General features: G+C 61.9%; 18 protein-coding genes. 9 read left to right on the top strand and 9 right to left on the bottom strand.

All coding sequences use genetic code 11. The features are described 5' to 3' along the window. The first annotated feature begins 17 nt into the window (after positions 1 to 17). On the top strand, positions 18 to 632 hold the full coding sequence (ribA, locus tag N6L25_RS16015) for a GTP cyclohydrolase II (RefSeq protein ID WP_271982260.1): 615 nt from the start codon (positions 18 to 20) through the stop codon (positions 630 to 632). Positions 633 to 657: 25 nt separating this feature from the next. Here the strand turns inward: ribA and dxs are convergent, their stop codons facing one another. From dxs to N6L25_RS15995, 4 genes are all read right to left on the bottom strand, one after another. Further along, entirely contained in the window at positions 658 to 2,595 is a 1,938-nt protein-coding gene (dxs, locus tag N6L25_RS16010; protein WP_271982258.1) for a 1-deoxy-D-xylulose-5-phosphate synthase, read from the bottom strand. 124 nt (positions 2,596 to 2,719) lie between these two features. After that, complete coding sequence (locus N6L25_RS16005; protein ID WP_271982255.1) at positions 2,720 to 3,619, bottom strand: polyprenyl synthetase family protein; 900 nt, start codon at positions 3,617 to 3,619, stop codon at positions 2,720 to 2,722. Continuing rightward, positions 3,619 to 3,873, bottom strand: coding sequence for an exodeoxyribonuclease VII small subunit (locus N6L25_RS16000; RefSeq protein WP_271982253.1), 255 nt, complete (start codon positions 3,871 to 3,873; stop codon positions 3,619 to 3,621). The genes N6L25_RS16005 and N6L25_RS16000 overlap by 1 nt, the downstream gene beginning before the upstream one ends. A 38-nt stretch (positions 3,874 to 3,911) precedes the next feature. Continuing rightward, the gene (locus tag N6L25_RS15995; RefSeq protein ID WP_271982251.1) at positions 3,912 to 4,700 is read right to left on the bottom strand and encodes an NRDE family protein; all 789 of its coding nucleotides are present in this window, start codon (positions 4,698 to 4,700) and stop codon (positions 3,912 to 3,914) included. Between the two features lie 119 nt (positions 4,701 to 4,819). Here N6L25_RS15995 and N6L25_RS15990 point away from each other — a divergent pair, with 119 nt between their 5' ends. From N6L25_RS15990 to N6L25_RS15975, 4 genes are read left to right on the top strand one after another with little or no spacing between them, the layout of a single operon-like run. Further along, complete coding sequence (locus N6L25_RS15990; RefSeq protein WP_271982248.1) at positions 4,820 to 5,614, top strand: sulfite exporter TauE/SafE family protein; 795 nt, start codon at positions 4,820 to 4,822, stop codon at positions 5,612 to 5,614. A gap of 34 nt (positions 5,615 to 5,648) precedes the next feature. Continuing rightward, positions 5,649 to 6,437: a prolipoprotein diacylglyceryl transferase gene (lgt, locus tag N6L25_RS15985; RefSeq protein WP_271982246.1), complete on the top strand. Its 789-nt coding sequence runs from the start codon at positions 5,649 to 5,651 to the stop codon at positions 6,435 to 6,437. After that, a complete protein-coding gene (locus tag N6L25_RS15980; protein ID WP_271982244.1) occupies positions 6,434 to 7,273 on the top strand; it encodes a thymidylate synthase in 840 nt (279 codons plus the stop codon). The genes lgt and N6L25_RS15980 overlap by 4 nt, the downstream gene beginning before the upstream one ends. 28 nt (positions 7,274 to 7,301) lie before the next feature. Then, positions 7,302 to 7,817 carry a dihydrofolate reductase gene (locus tag N6L25_RS15975; RefSeq protein ID WP_271982241.1) on the top strand — a complete coding sequence of 172 codons (516 nt, stop codon included), beginning with the start codon at positions 7,302 to 7,304 and terminating at the stop codon, positions 7,815 to 7,817. Here N6L25_RS15975 and N6L25_RS15970 read toward each other — a convergent pair. Then, the gene (locus N6L25_RS15970; RefSeq protein WP_271982239.1) at positions 7,796 to 9,298 is read right to left on the bottom strand and encodes a DEAD/DEAH box helicase; all 1,503 of its coding nucleotides are present in this window, start codon (positions 9,296 to 9,298) and stop codon (positions 7,796 to 7,798) included. The two genes, N6L25_RS15975 and N6L25_RS15970, sit on opposite strands and share 22 nt — an antisense overlap. Before the next feature lie 182 nt (positions 9,299 to 9,480). On the opposite strand from N6L25_RS15970, the gene N6L25_RS15965 reads away from it, so the two are divergent. Continuing rightward, positions 9,481 to 10,266 carry an acyl-CoA thioesterase gene (locus N6L25_RS15965; RefSeq protein WP_271982237.1) on the top strand — a complete coding sequence of 262 codons (786 nt, stop codon included), beginning with the start codon at positions 9,481 to 9,483 and terminating at the stop codon, positions 10,264 to 10,266. Positions 10,267 to 10,293: 27 nt separating this feature from the next. Here N6L25_RS15965 and N6L25_RS15960 read toward each other — a convergent pair whose 3' ends face one another. From N6L25_RS15960 to N6L25_RS15950, 3 genes are all read right to left on the bottom strand, one after another. After that, positions 10,294 to 11,193: a haloalkane dehalogenase gene (locus tag N6L25_RS15960; protein WP_271982235.1), complete on the bottom strand. Its 900-nt coding sequence runs from the start codon at positions 11,191 to 11,193 to the stop codon at positions 10,294 to 10,296. Positions 11,194 to 11,314: 121 nt separating this feature from the next. Further along, positions 11,315 to 11,563: a hypothetical protein gene (locus N6L25_RS15955; protein ID WP_271982233.1), complete on the bottom strand. Its 249-nt coding sequence runs from the start codon at positions 11,561 to 11,563 to the stop codon at positions 11,315 to 11,317. Positions 11,564 to 11,658: 95 nt separating this feature from the next. Then, complete coding sequence (locus N6L25_RS15950) at positions 11,659 to 12,003, bottom strand: hypothetical protein (RefSeq protein ID WP_442915263.1); 345 nt, start codon at positions 12,001 to 12,003, stop codon at positions 11,659 to 11,661. A 147-nt stretch (positions 12,004 to 12,150) separates the two neighbouring features. Between N6L25_RS15950 and N6L25_RS15945 the strand changes: the two genes are divergently transcribed. Further along, positions 12,151 to 13,275, top strand: coding sequence for an AI-2E family transporter (locus N6L25_RS15945; protein ID WP_271982231.1), 1,125 nt, complete (start codon positions 12,151 to 12,153; stop codon positions 13,273 to 13,275). Positions 13,276 to 13,353: 78 nt separating this feature from the next. On the opposite strand, the gene ilvD is transcribed toward N6L25_RS15945, so the two are convergent. Beyond that, complete coding sequence (gene ilvD, locus N6L25_RS15940; RefSeq protein WP_271982229.1) at positions 13,354 to 15,189, bottom strand: dihydroxy-acid dehydratase; 1,836 nt, start codon at positions 15,187 to 15,189, stop codon at positions 13,354 to 13,356. A gap of 279 nt (positions 15,190 to 15,468) precedes the next feature. On the opposite strand from ilvD, the gene N6L25_RS15935 reads away from it, so the two are divergent. After that, positions 15,469 to 16,719, top strand: coding sequence for an HDOD domain-containing protein (locus N6L25_RS15935; RefSeq protein WP_271982227.1), 1,251 nt, complete (start codon positions 15,469 to 15,471; stop codon positions 16,717 to 16,719). A gap of 50 nt (positions 16,720 to 16,769) precedes the next feature. Then, the gene (locus N6L25_RS15930; protein WP_271982224.1) at positions 16,770 to 17,357 is read left to right on the top strand and encodes an LON peptidase substrate-binding domain-containing protein; all 588 of its coding nucleotides are present in this window, start codon (positions 16,770 to 16,772) and stop codon (positions 17,355 to 17,357) included. Positions 17,358 to 17,363 lie beyond the last annotated feature (6 nt).

The following is a 17,363-nucleotide window of genomic DNA, read 5'->3' as shown; positions in this document are numbered from 1 at the left end:
AATTATGAGGATTTATTGTGGCTGTTCGCTACGTTCAGACCTGCCGGCTGCCCACTCCGTTCGGTGTCTTCGACATGCACGGTTTTGAAGAGCCGGATACGGGCAAGGAGCACGTCGCCCTGACGCTGGGCTCGCTGGATAGTGACGAGCCCCTGTTGGCCCGTACCCACTCCGAATGTCTGACTGGTGACGCACTGTACAGTATGCGTTGTGATTGCGGTTACCAGCTCGAGGAGGCGCTGCGGAGCATCGCCCGGGAAGGTCGTGGCATCCTGTTGTACTTGCGTCAGGAAGGTCGTGGCATTGGCTTGCTGAACAAAATCCGTGCGTACAACCTGCAGGACCAGGGCGCCGACACGGTGGAAGCCAACGAGCAGCTGGGCTTTGCTGCCGATCTGCGGGATTACAGCATGTGCCGGGATATGCTTTCCCATCTGGGCATTAGCAGTCTTCGGTTGATGACCAATAATCCCCGTAAAGTGGAAGCCTTGAAGTCCTACGGCATTGATATCGTCGAGCGGGTGCCTCTCCATGTTGGGCGCAACCCGCATAACGAAGGTTATCTCAATACCAAGCAGAGCAAACTGGGGCACTGGTTAGAAACCCACCAGGACGACGACCCGCTCGAGTAAGCAGGGGCGGCGCTAGCCCCGCCCGCTAGCGTACGATCTTCAGCGCCTGATGGGCACGCAGCAGGTCCAGGCGGTGCTCAATGGCCTGCTCGATGCCGCTGGCGTCGAGGCCGCAGTCCGCCAGCAAGTCCCCGTGCTTACCGTGTTCGACGAACGCGTCGGGCAGGCCCAGCTGCAGGATCGGCTGGGCGAGGCCCTGTTGATTCAGGAATTCGCTGACCGCACTGCCGGCACCACCGGCGATCACGTTCTCCTCCACCGTCACCAGCAGCTCATGCTGCTCGGCCAGTTCCAGCACCAGAGTCTCATCGAGCGGCTTGACGAAGCGCATATCGGCCACGGTGGCATCCAGGGCTTCGGCCGCCGCCAGCGCTGGGGTCAGCAGGGTGCCGAAATTCAGGATGGCCACCCCACTGCCTTCCCGTATCCGCCGTCCCCGTCCCAGTGGCAGTGCCGCCAATTCTGACTGGATCTCGCTGCCGGGGCCGGTGCCCCGAGGGTAGCGGACCGCCGCCGGACCGTTGTGGGTCATGCCGGTATGCAGCAGTTGGCGGGTTTCGTTCTCATCCGAGGGGGTCATCACCACCATGTTGGGGATGCAGCGCAGGTAGCTGATATCGAAAGCACCGGCGTGGGTTGGGCCATCTTCACCCACCAGGCCGGCCCGGTCGATGGCGAACAGGACGTCCAGGTTCTGTATGGCCACGTCGTGAATCAGCTGGTCATAGCCCCGCTGCAGAAAGGTAGAGTAGATGGCCACCACCGGTTTGGCGCCGTCGCAGGCAAGGCCTGCGGCCAGGGTGACCGAGTGCTGCTCGGCAATGGCCACGTCAAAATAGCGATCCGGGAATCGCCGGCAAAAGGCCAGCAGGTCGGAGCCCTCGCACATGGCTGGGGTGATGCCGACAATGCGTTCGTCCAGTTCAGCCGCATCACACAGCCACTGGCCGAAGACATTGGCGTACTTGGGCTTGGAGGGTGTTTTCTTGGTGACCGGTGCAGGCTTGCTGGCCGGGGTTGGTTCGATCTTGTTGATGGCATGATAGCCAATGGGATCGGCTTCGGCCGGGGCGAAGCCCTTGCCTTTTTTGGTGACCACATGCAGGAACTGGGGGCCGTCCAGTTCCCGAATATTTTCCAGGGTGTCCACCAGCAGCGGCAGATCATGGCCATCGATGGGGCCAATGTAATTGAACCCCAGCTCTTCAAACAGGGTGCCGGGGGCGATCATCCCCTTGAAGTGTTCTTCGGTCTTGCGGGCCAATGCCATCAGCTGTGGCTTGCCCTGCAGCACCCGCTTGCCGCTGTCGCGCACCTGGTTGTAGGTGCGACTGGCCAGCAGTTTGGCAAAGTAGTTGGACAGGCCGCCGACGTTATGGGAAATCGACATATCGTTGTCGTTCAGCACCACCAGCATGTTGGCGTGCAGGTGCCCGGCGTGGTTGAGTGCCTCAAAAGCCATACCTGCCGTCATCGCGCCGTCGCCGATGACAGCGATGCTTCGACGGGCACTGTGTTGCATGCGAGCAGCAATGGCCATGCCCAGCGCGGCGCTGATGGAGGTGCTGGAATGGCCGACGCCGAAGGTGTCATACTCGCTCTCGCCCCGCTTCGGAAAACCGGCCAGGCCGTCTTGCTGGCGAATGCTGGTCATGCGCTCACGACGGCCAGTGAGAATCTTGTGCGGATAGGCCTGGTGGCCCACATCCCAAACCAGCCGATCTTCTGGCGTATTGAACACGTAGTGCAGTGCGATGGTCAGCTCCAGCACGCCAAGGCCCGCGCCGAAGTGGCCGCCGCTCTGGCCCACCGACCACAGCAGAAAAGCACGCAATTCCCGGGCTAGCTGGGGTAGCTGATCGTCAATCAGCAGGCGCAGTTGGTCTGGCGTGTCAATCCGGTCCAGCAGCGGCGTGTTGGGCCGCTGGGGTGGGATTTCCTTGAAAATATATGTGTCCTGCATCCGCTTGGGTCTTTTCCGCGTGTCAGCTACTGGTGATTAACGTCGTATTATACGGGATGATCGGCGCCAGTTTCACACTGAATGGGGCGCTTGCCAATGGCCTTTGTCGGCCGCACCATCCCGATCAGTGAGACCGGGCAACGACAAAGTCGGCCATGGCCCTGAGTGGGTCCGCCTCGGGACCGAATTCCCGCAGGCTGCCCAGGGCGCTGTCGAGTAACTGCTGAAGGTGGTCTCTGGCGCCATCAATACCTAGCAATGCGGGGTAGGTCGGTTTATCCCTGGCCGCATCGGAGCCTTGGGGTTTGCCAATCACCTCGGTGTCTCCCTCGATATCCAGCAGGTCGTCCTGAACCTGGAACGCCAACCCAAGGGCTTGGGCAAACTGTGTCAGCTGCGCCAGCTTTTCAGCGCTTGGGGACTGCGCGGTCAAGGCGCCAATGCGCACGCTGGTCTCGATCAGGGCGCCGGTTTTGTGTCGGTGCATGGTTTCCAGGGTAGCCAGAGCCAGCCGCTTGCCTACGGATTCCAGATCGATGGCCTGGCCGCCAACCATGCCGTTGGCACCGCTGGCCTGGGCGAGTTCCCGAACCATGGCGACCCGGGTCTCCGCAGTGAGGCGGGGGGCCTCGCTGAGCCAGTCGAACGCGGCTGCCTGCAGGGCGTCACCCGCCAGAATGGCGGTCGCTTCGTCAAAGGCAATGTGCACGGTTGGACGACCACGGCGAAGGTCGTCGTCGTCCATGGCCGGTAAGTCGTCGTGGACCAGCGAGTAGGCGTGGATGGCTTCAATCGCGCAGGCGGGAACCAGCGCAGCCTGGGCATCCTGCGCCATGGCCTGCGCCGCGCCCAGGCAGAGCGCGGGCCGGATGCGTTTGCCGCCGCCGAGAAGGCTGTATTCCATGGCCTTCTGCAGTCGCGACGAAGGCGACCGCGAGGCGGTGAGCAGGCGTTTCAGCTCGTTATCCACCAGGCTCTGGCTGTGTTCCAGGAAGGCGAGGGTAGCGGCGGTCGGTACGGCCATCAGGCGGACTCGTCCGGGGTGAAGGGCGTGCTCGCCAGACTGCCATCCTCCAGCTGCACCAACTGTTCAATGCGTTGCTCGGCGGATTTCAGCGCCTGTTGGCAGTCGCGGGTCAGTTTAACGCCCCGCTCGAACGCACTGAGCGATTGCTCCAGCGACAGTTCTCCCTGCTCCAGATCCTTGACCAGGCTTTCCAGTTCGTTGAGGGCCTTCTCGAAATCGGCGATGGATGTTGCGCTTGGCTGGTCAGCCATAATGCCGGCTCTCCGGTAGTTGCACGGATTTTGGCGGATTATATCAGAGGTTCCCGTTGCCAGCAGAACTGTCTTGTGCCGACGGCGTCGCCTGTGGGCGACCAGCTCTGTTCCGTCACGGCAACCTCGCCGTCACGACGAACGGTCACGACGGTGGTCGCCCGGGTGCCATAGTGGGGGCCAAGGATAAACGGTGCTGACAGAAAGCGCTCGGTGGCGAGCCCGACGCCGGTATCGGGGAGCACATGATCCGGCGCCGGGGTGGTGTCCTGCAGCTGGCCAACCAGTTGTCGGTGCAGGCTGGTGGTGGGCTGGGCGGCGTGGCTGGCCAGGGTGGCGGCTACCGCATTGCGCAGGCGCAGCAATTTGGGCCACGGGCTCTGCAGTAGATGGTTGCTGAGGCCGTAGCTGCCGCGGTGCAGGTGGCGGCCGGGGTGGGCATCCCGGTTGCTGTAGTACCAGCCCGAACCCTGGTGCTCCGACGACAGCCGGATCAGGTTGAAGCCGGAGTAGTCGTCTTGGTGATCCATTAGGCGTCCCTGCAGCGTCTCGGTGGCGGTGGTCAGCGCCTGCAGGGGGAGTTCCCCCCGGGAGTGGCGCCCGGTTTCCGGGGTGCCCTCGCGGACATTGGTGACGGCGGCTACGTTCCCGCTCCGATCGACGGCAAGCCAGGTGCCGCCGGATTTCAGGTCACGACCGGCGAGCAGGTCGGGCTGTGGCCACCAGTCCATGGCGGCGGTCGGGCGTTGGTGAAACTCGTCGCGGTTAGCGGCGACCACCAGGGGAAAGTCGGGATGCTGGCCAATCGAGACGATGATCAGACACATAACTGGGCGGTTCCTTGGGGCGCAGGGGGGGCGACGACAGTGTGTTTGGTACGGTGATAATCTGACGCCTGCTTGTGTATCATACCAGCCTTCATAAGTTGACCAGATCTGGGCGAACCATGTCGATCATCATGCTGTTTGGATTGTACCTCGGATTGGGCGCGCTGGCGGGAACCCTGGCCGGGCTGTTCGGCATCGGCGGCGGCCTGGTCATTGTCCCGGTGTTGATCTTCAGCTTTGGCCTGCAAGGGGTCAATGCCGAGGTGGCGGCCCACCTGGCAGTGGGTACCTCGCTGGCGACCATCGTGTTCACCTCGCTCAGCTCCGTGCGCTCCCATCACCGTAAGCAGGGGGTGCGCTGGGACATTTTCCGGCCGATGACCGCGGGTATCGTGCTTGGCGCCATACTGGGGGCCTGGACGGCGTCCCTGCTTAGTGGTCCGGCGCTGGAGCTGATCATCGGGGTGTTTGTGATCCTGGTGGCGCTGAAAATGCTGCTGGATGTGAATCCCAGCGCGGGGCGTGGCATCCCCGGGACGACTGGGTTAGGTGCCGCCGGTGCCGGCATCGGTTGGGCGTCGGCGATCTTTGGCATTGGCGGCGGTACGCTGACGGTGCCGTTCCTGAGCTGGTGCAACGTCCGCATGCAGCAGGCGGTGGGAACTTCGGCCGCCTGTGGGCTGCCCATCGCCATCGCCGGTGCGCTGACCAACATCGCCACCGGTTGGCGGCAGCCGGAACTGCCCGAGCTGAGTCTGGGCTTCATCTACTTGCCGGCGCTGGTCGGCATCGTAGTGACCAGCGTGTTTTTTGCCCGCTTCGGCGCGGAGTTGGCCCACCGGCTCGACGCCCAGCTCTTGAAGCGAATTTTCGCCGTTGTGCTGATTCTGGTGGGTATCCGATTCTTACTGTGACTTCCGATTCGACTCCTGATCCGAGAGGTTTTTGATGCTGCGTCATCCGCAATTCGATCCTGTCGCCATATCCCTGGGCCCGCTGAAGGTGCACTGGTATGGCCTGACTTATCTGGTGGGTTTCATCGTGGGCTGGTGGCTGGGCCGCATCCGGGCCCGCAAGCCCTGGTCGCCCATCAATGAACAGCAAATGGGCGACGTGCTGTTCTACATTGCCATCGGCGTGATCCTGGGCGGTCGTTTTGGCTATGTGCTGTTTTACAACTTTGATCGTTTCCTGGTGGACCCACTCTGGCTGCTGCGGGTGTGGGAGGGTGGCATGTCGTTCCATGGCGGCCTGCTCGGTGTTATGTTGGCGATGTGGTGGTTTGGCCGTAAGGTCGGACGCAGCTTCTTCGAGATCGCCGATTTCATCGCGCCGCTGGTGCCGGTGGGATTGGGTGCCGGCCGCATCGGCAACTTCATCAATGGCGAGCTTTGGGGGCGGGCTACGGACCTGCCCTGGGGCATGGTCTTTCCCCAAGCGCCGGATGACTTGGCGCGACACCCTTCCCAGCTCTACCAGTTTGCCCTGGAAGGGGTGGTGTTGTTCGCGGCGTTGTGGTGGTTCTCGTCACGGCCGCGGCCGAAAATGGCGGTTTCCGGATTGTTCCTCGCACTGTACGGCAGCTTCCGTTTCCTGGTGGAATTCGTGCGCCAGCCAGACCCCCAGTTGGGCTATTTGGCCTTCGACTGGCTCACCATGGGTCAGTTGCTGTCCCTGCCGATGATCGTGGCAGGGCTGGCGTTGATGTTCTTTGCTTACCGGAGGGACGCGGCATGAAAGCCTATCTCGACTTGATGAAAGACGTCGTCGACAACGGCGTCGACCGGGGCGACCGTACCGGAGTCGGCACCCGTTCGGTATTCGGCCGCCAGATCCGCTTCGACCTGGCGCAGGGCTTTCCGCTGGTGACCACCAAAAAGGTGCACCTGCGCAGCATTATTTACGAGTTGCTGTGGTTCCTTAACGGTTCGACCGACAACAACTGGCTCAAGGAACGCAAGGTTTCCATCTGGGATGAATGGGCCTTGGACAATGGCGACCTGGGACCGATCTACGGCAAGCAGTGGCGCAGTTGGCAGTGCCCCAATGGCGACGTGGTGGACCAGGTCACCGAGGTGATCGAGCAGATCCGTCACAAGCCCAACTCCCGTAGACTGATCGTCTCTGCCTGGAATCCGGCCGAGCTGCCGGATGAAACCATTGGGCCGCAGACCAATGTGGCGCAGGGGCGCATGGCGCTGGCACCGTGCCATTGCCTGTTTCAGTTCTACGTATCGAATGGCCGACTGTCCTGTCAGCTCTATCAGCGCAGCGCCGACCTGTTCCTGGGCGTGCCGTTCAACATTGCCTCCTACAGCCTGCTGACCCACATGATCGCCCAGCAGTGCGATCTGGAGGTGGGCGAGTTCGTGCATACCTTCGGTGACTGTCACCTTTATCAGAACCACCTCACCGACGATATCGTCTTTGAACAGCTGAAGCGGGAGCCACGACCACTGCCGCGGCTCAACATTCGCCGTCGGCCCGACAGTATTTTCGACTACCAGCTGGAAGACTTCGAGTTCGAAGGCTATGAACCCTGGCCGTTGATTCGAGCACCTATAGCGATCTAACTCGCGCCATCTGACTTTGGACGCCGTCATGAGAAAAGCCCTGATCGTCGCCATGGCCCGCAACCGGGTGATTGGCCGTAACAATGCCTTGCCCTGGTATCTGCCGGGAGATCTGCGTTACTTCAAGCAGGCAACCATGGGCAAGCCCATCATCATGGGGCGTAAAACCTGGGATTCCATCGGTCGGCCGTTACCCGGCCGGCTGAACGTGGTGATTACCCGGAAAGCCGACTGGCCGGTGCCGGATGGCGTTCGACAGGCCGCGTCGTTGGCGGATGCGTTGGTGACGGCGGAGGCTCAGGCGGAACTGGAAGGCGGTGATGAGGTAATGGTGATTGGCGGCGGGCAAATCTACGCCGAGGCCTTACCCTTGGTGGATCGCATGTACATCACTCAGGTACATGCCGAGGTGGCCGGTGACGCCCACTTCCCGATAGTGAATTGGGACGAGTGGGAAGAAATCGGACGGGAGGATTTCTCCGCGTCCGATAACAACCCTTACGACTACAGTTTCGTGGTGTATCAGCGGCTGCGGCTGGGCTGACGTCCGGCGTTGGGCTTGCCCTTGCCACCAGGCCGGCTTTTGCCGCCATGATTGCCTTTCTTGAAGCCGGATTTGTAGCCGGGCTTGCCGCCCCGGCGCTTCTCGCCGGGCTTGCCGCCGGACTTATGCCGTGGCGTCGCCGAGGGGACGGGCAGTGCCGACGGTTGCTCCAGTGGCAGGGCGCCAGGCTGGGCCGCCTCCATGCCGCAGGCCAGGGCGCCAGCGAGCATGGCAATGTCGATGTCGTTGCGCTCGGCGATGTCGTCCAGCAGGGCCATGGCCTTAGCCAGTTTCGGATCGTCGACAAAGGCCAGCAACTGGGTCTCGAACTGTTGTTCCCGCAATTTCTGCAGTTCTGTCGGTGATGGCAGCTGATAGGCCTCCATCGGCGAATTGGTGGCGCGCTCCAGGGTGCGCAACCAGCTGCGTTCCCGTGGGGTGACCAGCAGTATCGCCTTGCCACTGCGACCGGCACGGCCGGTCCGTCCGACGCGGTGGATGTAGGCCTCACTGTCGTAGGGCACGTCGTAGTTGATGACGTGGGTGATTCGGGGTACATCCAGGCCACGGGCGGCGACGTCGGTCGCAATGACAATGTCCTTCTTGCCGCTCTTGAGATCCTCTACCGTCTGTTCCCGCTGGCGTTGGTTCAGGTCGCCATTCAGTGGCGCGACGGCATGACCGCGAGCGGCCAGTTTTTCGGCCAGCAGGGTGGTTTCCGCTTTGGTACGGACGAAGATGATGGAGGCGTCGAACGGTTCCACTTCCAGGATGCGGGTAAGGGCATCGAGTTTGCGTTCGGCGTACACCGGCAGCATGAACTGGGCAATGCGGTCGACGGTGCGGGTCTCGCTGGCAATCTTGACCTCTTGGGCATTGCTCAGGTAGGTCTGGGCAACCTTGCGAATCTGCCCCGGCATGGTGGCGGAGAACAGCGCGCGCTGACAGGTGTCGGGGGTTGCCGCGAGAATCGCCTCGACATCGTCAATGAAACCCATCCGCAGCATTTCATCCGCTTCGTCCAGCACCAGGGACTTCAGCGATGCCAGCGACAAAGTGCCGCGTCGTAGGTGATCCAGGGTCCGGCCAGGCGTGCCGACGATGACCTGGGCGCCACGTCTGAGCGCCTTGAGCTGAGGATAGAAATCCTGACCGCCGTAGATGGGCAGCACATGGAAATCGCGGAACCGGCTAGCGTAGGTGCCAAACGCCTCGGCAACCTGGATGGCCAGCTCCCGGGTTGGTGTCAGTACCAGGATCTGTGGTTCGTGGACGCTGGCGTCGATGCGGCTCAGCAGCGGCAGCGCAAAGGCCGCGGTTTTACCGGTGCCGGTCTGGGCGATGCCCAGCAGGTTATCTCCTCGCATCAAGATGGGGATGGCCTGGGCCTGGATCGGGGAGGGGGTTTCATAACCTACGGCGCTGACGGCTTCCAGTACGGACGCGTCGAGGCCGAGATCGGCAAATGCTTGTGTAGACATCGGATTACTCGGGATTCGGGAAGGTAGGCATCGTACGGAACGACGCGTGATGGCCGCTATTATAGAGCCTTTGGCGCAGCTTTGATACGTGGCTGTTGGGGGATTGCGTAGGTAGTTGCCGGTGCGGGGTTGCCGAAACCTGCGCGCTGCGGCACTCTTATGGTTTTGTTAGGGGGCTATCTATGCAGTTTGATGAGCTATTGGCGGGCGTGGCGCAGGAAGCCGTGGTGCTGCCCGCCAGCTGGGGACAGGGCCGAGCCACCTTTGGTGGCCTGGTTGCGGCACTGGTTACCCGACGTATGCAGCAGGTCGTCGCCGATGGCCGTGCCCTGCGTTCGCTGCAAATTTCCTTCGTCGGGCCGGTCGCGGTCGAGCAGCCGGTGCAGGTTGAGGTGGAATTGCTGCGGGAAGGCAAGGCGGTGAGTCAGGTTCAGGGTCGGCTGGTACAGGCCGGCGAGGTGAAGCTGGCCATGCTGGCAAGCTTTGGCGGTGACCGGGCGTCCCAGGTAGCGGTGGCGGCAGATACCGCGCCCGCCGTGTCAGCGCCCGAGGGTCTGCCACCCATGCCCTATCTGGCCGGCATCACACCGGAGTTCGTGCAGCACATCGACATGCGCTGGACCTTCGGCGGCTTGCCTTTCAGCGGTCAGACTGCCCGCGAAATGGGGGGCTGGATGCAGTTCCGCGAGTCGCCGGAACAACTGACCGACGCCCATCTGGTGGCGTTGATTGATGCCTGGCCTCCCGCTGTGTTGCCTCATCTCAAACAGCCGGCTCCGGCCAGTTCGCTGAGCTGGACACTGGAATTCGTCTACCCCCGACCGGCGTTGGCGGCAGGTGACTGGTTGCTGTATCGGGCCACGATTGACCAGGCGGGCGCGGGCTACGGTCATACCCAGGCCCAGATCTGGGGACCGGACGGCAACCTGCTGGCGTTAAGCCGGCAAGTGGTCACGGTGTTTGGCTAACCGCGCGCAAGCGCGGTCAGGGCCCGCTCAGGCGGCGAGTTCCGCCTTGCAGGCATCGGTAATGACCCGGGCGAAAGCGTCGGGAGAGTCTTCCTGTAGGAAATGACCGCCCCTCAGGGTGATGTGTGGCTGACCGTGGGCACCGGGAATCCGCCGCTGCATGTAACGGTCGCTGCCGCGGGAGATCGGGTCGCCGTTGCTGAAGCAGGTGATGAACGGCTTGCGCCATTTCTCCAGCGCCTTCCAGGCGGCGCGGTTGGTTTCGCCCAGCGGATCCTGCGGTGACAGGGGGATCAGTTGGGGGAAGGCACGGACGCCAGACTTGTAACGGGATGACGGAAACGGCGCCTCATAGGCGGCCAGCTCCTGGCGGCTGAGAGAGCGTCCGGTGCCCAGTTGCACCAGTCGGCTGACTGGCAGCCAGGGACTATGGATGGCAAACTTTTTACACAATGCAAACATCGCCGGAACCCGGTCCTCGCCGGTTGGCAGCGAACCGTTGCCGACGATGATGCGCTGGAAACGGTCCGGTTGCTCCGCCACCAGGCGCAGTCCCAGCAGTGAGCCCCAGTTCTGGCAAACCAGCGTGATGTTGCGCAGATTGAGTTGGTCCAGCCATTGTTCCAGCCAGGCCATGTGCCGATCGTAACTGTAGTCGTCAACCCGCGCCGGCTTGTCGGATTTGCCGAAACCAATCAAGTCTGGCGCCAGTACCCGGTGGCCCGCTCCGCTTACTTTGGGAATCATATGCCGGTATAGGTAGGACCAGGACGGTTCGCCGTGCAGCATCACTACCGGATCGGCGTCACCGGGGCCTTCATCCACGTAGTGCATCCGCAGTCCCGGTGCAACGTCCAGATAATGGGGATCGAACGGGTAGTCCGGAAGGTCCGCAAAGCGGGCCTCGTCGGTTCTCAAGATACGCATGCCATCGACTGTCCTAACTGATTGGTAGCGTGGCCGACATCTGCGGCCCAAGTTCAGTCAGCATAAAACAGTTGGCGACGAGTAGTGTGTGGTTTGCGTAACAGTGCGTTGACCGTTTGATTCAGGATGCGATCTGGCGAACCAGGTCCGGATTTTCCAGTTCAGATAGCGCCGAGTCGCAGCAGTTGAGGGCACCGCAATCATCCGCGGAACAGGCGGCCAGCGTCTGGCAGAGGGTGTCGACGCGGGCATCGCCCTGGTTCAGAAACATCCGGGTTCGGGATAGGGTGGACTGGCAGTGGCCGCACAGTAGGGTCGGGATGGCATGGCCTTTCGCGAGTATTGCCTGAAAATGTTCTGGTGTGTCCATGTGACTCCTCCTTGGTAATCGCCAGCATACCTGCTGAATGTGACAATTCGACAATTCCTATCGCAAGGTGGCGGATACCAACGTCGCAGGCGGCATCAGTCGTTGGTGCCAGCGACCGGGCGACGATTGGAACGCTTGTCGTCCCAGTCGAGATCCTTGGGGTTGTACCAGTCCAGTGTTGTCAGCACCTTGTCTCTGGTTGGATTGGAAAGCGTGGGCCAAAGGCACAGGAACGCCTCCAGGCCCTGCTCGCGAACCCGCTGCTGCTTGCTTTGCAGGCGGCGGATGATTTGCGGCAGGTGCAGAGCCTCACCGAGCTGACCGGGTACCAGGACCTCATGGCCCATGACTTTCCGGCGGTGGCGGCGCGCGGACAGTACCTTGCTCAGGGCAAGCGCGGCCTCCAGAGCCGTTTCGATGCTGAAATCTGCCGTATCCACGTCTATGACCCGTATTGTTCAGGGGTTCCCAAACCATTCACTATACCCCCAATGCCCTCCTCGGGGCCATGGTGCCGTGCTACTCTGTAGCGGCCCCGGCTGGAGGCCGGCGGCGGTCCAAGGACAATCGGAGGTATCGTGGGAAGCATGTACGAAAAACTGGAGAGGCGCACTTTCCTGGCCATGTTGGTGGGGGTTTCGCTGGCCTTTATTCTATTGATGAAGCCGTTTTTTGGCCCAATCTTCTGGGCCGTGGCCATCGCCTTGATTTTTCATCCGGTGCAGCAATGGATGCGCTCCCGGCTTGGCGATAGGCCGAACACCGTCGCCCTGCTCACCCTGGCGCTGTGCTTGGTGATCGTGGTGATGCCGGTGATCGTGCTGGTGTCGTCGTTGATTGCAGAAGGCGTGTCCCTGTACCAGCAGATTCAAAGTGGTGAACTCCGTCCCGGAGACTACATCGACAAGGTGACCCAGTCCTTTCCGGCCATCCAGTCGTTGCTGGGGCGGTTTGATATCGACCTGTCCGGGTTGCGCGAGCGGGTGGTCAACGCCTTCGTCGGCGGTAGCCAGTTTCTTGCCCGCCAAGCCCTGGACGTGGGGCAGAATACTTTCCGGTTTTTCCTCAGCCTGGCGTTGATGATCTACCTTGCCTTCTTCCTGCTGCGGGACGGCAGTCGGTTGGTGGAATTGATGATCAAGGCGCTGCCCTTGGGGGACGAGCGCGAGCGGCTGCTGTTCGCCAAGTTTGCCGAAGTCACGCGGGCGACCGTCAAGGGTAACCTGTTGATTGCCATTATCCAGGGTGCCCTTGGGGGGCTGATCTTCTGGGTGCTGGGCATCCGCGGCGCACTGTTGTGGGGGGTGGTGATGGCTGTCGTCTCGTTACTGCCGGCGGTCGGTGCGGCGCTGGTCTGGGTGCCGGTGGCGATTTACCTGGCGGCGGTGGGCGAGTTGCTCCAGGCCGCTGTTCTGACCGGCTTTGGTGTGGTGGTGATTGGGCTGGCGGATAATATTCTGCGGCCAATCTTTGTTGGCCGGGATACCAAGCTGCCGGATTACATTGTCCTGCTTTCAACCCTGGGCGGCATTATCATGTTCGGCATCAACGGTTTCGTGATGGGGCCGCTGGTGGCGGCGCTGTTCATGGCGTTTTGGGGGATCTTCATCCGCGAGTTCGGCGAGCAGGGTATGACGCTGGCGGGAACCGCGCCGGCAGGCGCTGGCGGAAACGATGGCGACGAGCAGGGTGAGGACGTCGAGGCGCGGTGACGTTGTCGACCGGTCTGGGGGGTTAGGGCGCCCGCTGGCACCGCGTTTCGAGTCGCGGTGCCAGCGGCAAGATCCCGCTCAGTCCAGTTTGCTGAGATCGCGCACGGCGCCCTTGTCGGCACTGGTGGCCAGTAGGGCGTAGGCTTTCAGGGCCGCGGAGACCTTGCGGTCACGCGGTTGGGCCGGTTTCCAGCCCTTCTGCTCCTGCTGCTCCCGGCGACGATCCAGCTCGTTCTGGTCAAGCTGAACGTTGATGGTTCGATTGGGAATGTCGATGAGAATGACATCGCCGTTCTCGATCAGGCCGATGGCGCCACCCGCCGCCGCCTCCGGGGAGGCATGACCGATGGACAGGCCGGAGGTGCCGCCGGAGAAGCGGCCGTCGGTCAGCAAGGCGCAGGATTTGCCGAGGCCTTTGGACTTCAGGTAGCTGGTCGGATACAGCATTTCCTGCATGCCAGGACCGCCTTTGGGACCTTCGTAACGAATGATCACCACTTCGCCGGCCTGTACCTCGTCGTTCAGGATGCCGTGAACGGCGGCATCCTGGCTCTCGAATACCCGGGCGCGACCTTCGAACACATAGATGCTCTCATCCACGCCGGCGGTTTTTACCACGCAGCCGTCGCGGGCAATGTTGCCGTACAGTACCGCCAGGCCACCTTCTGACGAATAGGCGTGTTCCTCGGAGCGGATGCAGCCGTTGGCCCGGTCACCATCGAGGGAGGGCCATCGTGTGCTTTGACTGAAGGCCTGCTGGGTGGGAATGCCTGCCGGTCCGGCCTTGTACATTTCCACCACCTCGGGCGCTGGCTGGCGCATGATATCCCACTGGTCGAGGGCGTCGGCCAAGGTTTTGCTGTGTACCGTCGGAAGATCCGTGGTGAGCAGCCCGGCCCGGTCCAGTTCGCCCAGAATCGCCATGATGCCGCCGGCCCGGTGCACGTCTTCCATGTGGTATTTTGGTGAGTTTGGGGCCACCTTGCACAGCTGCGGCACTTTGCGGGACAGCTGGTCGATTTCATTCAGGCTGAACGGAACGCCACCTTCCTGGGCCGCTGCCAGCAGGTGCAGAATGGTGTTGGTGGAACCGCCCATGGCGACGTCGAGTACCATGGCATTCTCGAACGCCGCCATCGAGGCAATGCTCAGCGGCAGTACGCTGGCATCGTTTTCTTCGTAGTAGCGTTTGGCGTTTTCGACGATGCGGCGACCGGCTTCCAGGAACAACCGTTCCCGGTCGGCGTGGGTGGCCAGCAGCGAGCCGTTGCCCGGTAGCGCCAGACCGATGGCTTCGGTCAGGCAGTTCATGGAGTTGGCGGTGAACATGCCGGAACAGGAGCCGCAGGTGGGGCACGCGCTACGCTCGTACTCTGCGACTTCTTCGTCAGTGGCGTTGGGGTCAGCGGCGATGACCATCGCGTCCACCAGGTCCAGTTTGTGTTCCGACAGCTTGGTCTTTCCGGCTTCCATCGGGCCACCGGAAACAAAAATGGTGGGAATGTTCAGGCGCATGGCTGCCATCAGCATGCCCGGGGTGATCTTGTCGCAGTTGGATATGCACACCAGGGCGTCCGCGCAATGGGCGTTGACCATGTACTCCACGGAGTCGGCGATGATCTCCCGGGACGGCAGTGAATACAGCATGCCGTCGTGCCCCATGGCGATGCCGTCGTCAACGGCAATGGTGTTGAACTCCTTGGCCACACCGCCGGACGCTTCAATCTCCCGGCAAACCAGTTGCCCCAGATCCTTGAGATGGACGTGGCCAGGCACGAATTGGGTGAAGGAGTTGGCGACCGCAATGATGGGCTTGCCAAAATCTTCGTTTTTCATGCCGGTGGCGCGCCAGAGCGCACGGGCGCCGGCCATGTTGCGGCCGGCGGTTGAAGTCTTGGAGCGATACTGTGGCATTGGCTATCCGTCTCTTGTCTTCATCGGGTTTCAAAACACAAAGCATACCAGATTCCGGCTGGGGTGTAGTCAATTCGGGGCATCGCCATCGGCACAGCCGGCACCGTCATGACTGACTAATGGACATGGTGGAGCTGGCCTGGCGCCGTTACACTAACTAAGATTGTCTTGGGAGCCTCTGAATAACTCCGAGTCGTCTCTGCGCGCTGTGAACGCCAAGGATGATCCGGAGCTAATCGGAGGCTCCCTTGTTCGCTCTAACGCCCAAGGAGTTTGCTTATGGCTGGCCAGGAATGCCTGCCGGTTCAACGCCTCAGACAGTTCAAGCCATTAAATCGCCTGGCTGAAGACCAATTGGTCCTGCTGGCCAGTCGGGCCGAACGGCGGCGGCATACCCCGGGGCAGAAAGTGGCTGAGCGGGGCGCTCGTGACGGACTCGATTTCTATCTGCTCTCCGGCGCCGTTGAGCTGGAGTCCATCGACGGTCGCAAATCCGAGATTACGGCCGACAGCGACCAGGCCGCCAACGCCGTCGCCCGATTACAGCCCCGCATGTACGATGTGATCGCCACCCAGCCCTGCGAGTTTCTGGTGGTGGCGCAGGACGTGCTGAACCGGTTACTGCGAGTGGCACCACTGGAGTCGACGGAGTCTGTGTCCGAGGAGGACGAAGACGCCGATGAAGAATACCAGTTGCTGATGGAGTTCTATGCCGAGCTGCGCTCCAACCAGCTCAGCTTGCCCAGCGTGCCGGACGTTGCCTGGAAGGTGCGGCGCATGGCCGACCGGGAAGACGCCACCGCGAGCCAGATCGCCAGCGCGATTACCGCCGACCCGGCCATGGCGGCAAAGTTGGTGCGGGCCTGTAACAGCCCTCTGTACCGGGGCTTCAGCGATGTCCGCAATGTCCGCGAGGCGGTGGTGCGGTTGGGCACCAATACCACCCGCCAGTTGGTGACTGTGTTCGCGCTGAGGGAAGTGTTCCAGACCCGTCAGCCGTTGTTGCAGAAGGCCATGGAGGCTTTGTGGCAGCACTCGCGGGAAGTCGCCGCGCTGTGCTGGGTGCTGGCGGACAGCGTGACCCGTATTAATCCGGAAGAGGCCCTGCTGGCCGGGTTGTTGCACGATATTGGCGTGGTGCCGGTGGTGGTCCAGGCGGAGCACCACGTTAACCTGTTCGCCGACCAGGTGAACCTGGATCGTGCGATTGCCGAGTTGCGGGGTGATGTCGGCGGGGCCGTGCTGGATAATTGGGGCTTCCCCGAGGGCTTTGCGGAAGCGGCCCGGTTCGCCGAGACTTGGGATTACGATTGCCGCAAACCCGCACCCCAGATTGTGGATATCGTTATAGTGGCACAGCTGCACGCTAGAATCGGTAGCCATCAGAGTCAGGGCTTGCCGGCTTTTGATGAGGTGCCGGCTTATCACCGCCTGGGCGAGCTGGAGCTGAACGTTTCCCGTAGCCTGAAGCTGCTTACCGAGGCAAGGGCCCGGGTGGATGAAGTCCAGAAATTGCTGTCTATTTACTAGCACGGCCTGTCGTCATCATGACCCAGGCAAGCTGCGGAGAACACTAACAGGTGACCCTTTCCAGTATGCATGTCCCGCTCTTTCCGTTGAACTCCATTGTCCTCCCTCGGGGGCGGATTCCGCTACAGCTGTTCGAACCCCGCTACATCGACATGCTGACACGCTGCCTCAAGGACGATCGGGGCTTCGTGATCGTGTTGCTGCGGGAGGGGGCTGAGACCAGCACCACCGCCGCGTTTTACGACATCGGCACCTACGTCCGCATCATCGATTTCCAGCAGCTGGAGAATGGCATGTTGGGCATCACCGTGGAGGGGGAGGCAAAGGTGGCGGTCACCCGGACCTGGCGGGCGCCTGACGGGCTCAACATGGGCGATGTGGCGCACCTGCTGGATGAGGAGGTGTGGGCGATTCCCGAGGCGTTCTCCGATCTGTCGGCGGTTTTGCGGGCATTGTTCCGGCACCCGGTGGTGAGTGATCTGAATATGCAGGTTGACTTCGACGATGCCCGGGAGGTGGGCTGGCGGCTCACCGAACTGTTGCCCATCGACAAGCAGGAAAAACAGCGGCTGGTAGAACTGCAGGATCCCATCGAACGCCTGGGGCGGCTCAAAGCATTGCTGGACGAGCTTGAGTGACGGCGG

Source organism: Marinobacter sp. SS21, from assembly GCF_028369065.1.
Lineage (GTDB): Bacteria > Pseudomonadota > Gammaproteobacteria > Pseudomonadales > Oleiphilaceae > Marinobacter.
Note: the sequence above shows the minus strand (reverse complement) of the source record. Positions and strands in the feature narration are given on the sequence as shown.

What these genes read in the sequence shown, in the direction of transcription:
- N6L25_RS15970 (WP_271982239.1), bottom strand. Translation starts at nt 9,298, where the DNA reads ATGTCTACACAAGCATTTGCCGATCTCGGCCTCGACGCGTCCGTACTG.
- N6L25_RS15955 (WP_271982233.1), bottom strand. Translation starts at nt 11,563, where the DNA reads ATGGACACACCAGAACATTTTCAGGCAATACTCGCGAAAGGCCATGCC.
- ilvD (WP_271982229.1), bottom strand. Translation starts at nt 15,189, where the DNA reads ATGCCACAGTATCGCTCCAAGACTTCAACCGCCGGCCGCAACATGGCC.
- dxs (WP_271982258.1), bottom strand. Translation starts at nt 2,595, where the DNA reads ATGCAGGACACATATATTTTCAAGGAAATCCCACCCCAGCGGCCCAAC.
- N6L25_RS16005 (WP_271982255.1), bottom strand. Translation starts at nt 3,619, where the DNA reads ATGGCCGTACCGACCGCCGCTACCCTCGCCTTCCTGGAACACAGCCAG.
- N6L25_RS15965 (WP_271982237.1), top strand. Translation starts at nt 9,481, where the DNA reads ATGCAGTTTGATGAGCTATTGGCGGGCGTGGCGCAGGAAGCCGTGGTG.
- N6L25_RS15935 (WP_271982227.1), top strand. Translation starts at nt 15,469, where the DNA reads ATGGCTGGCCAGGAATGCCTGCCGGTTCAACGCCTCAGACAGTTCAAG.
- N6L25_RS15945 (WP_271982231.1), top strand. Translation starts at nt 12,151, where the DNA reads ATGTACGAAAAACTGGAGAGGCGCACTTTCCTGGCCATGTTGGTGGGG.
- lgt (WP_271982246.1), top strand. Translation starts at nt 5,649, where the DNA reads ATGCTGCGTCATCCGCAATTCGATCCTGTCGCCATATCCCTGGGCCCG.
- N6L25_RS15980 (WP_271982244.1), top strand. Translation starts at nt 6,434, where the DNA reads ATGAAAGCCTATCTCGACTTGATGAAAGACGTCGTCGACAACGGCGTC.
- N6L25_RS15995 (WP_271982251.1), bottom strand. Translation starts at nt 4,700, where the DNA reads ATGTGTCTGATCATCGTCTCGATTGGCCAGCATCCCGACTTTCCCCTG.
- N6L25_RS15975 (WP_271982241.1), top strand. Translation starts at nt 7,302, where the DNA reads ATGAGAAAAGCCCTGATCGTCGCCATGGCCCGCAACCGGGTGATTGGC.
- N6L25_RS15990 (WP_271982248.1), top strand. Translation starts at nt 4,820, where the DNA reads ATGTCGATCATCATGCTGTTTGGATTGTACCTCGGATTGGGCGCGCTG.
- N6L25_RS15960 (WP_271982235.1), bottom strand. Translation starts at nt 11,193, where the DNA reads ATGCGTATCTTGAGAACCGACGAGGCCCGCTTTGCGGACCTTCCGGAC.
- N6L25_RS16000 (WP_271982253.1), bottom strand. Translation starts at nt 3,873, where the DNA reads ATGGCTGACCAGCCAAGCGCAACATCCATCGCCGATTTCGAGAAGGCC.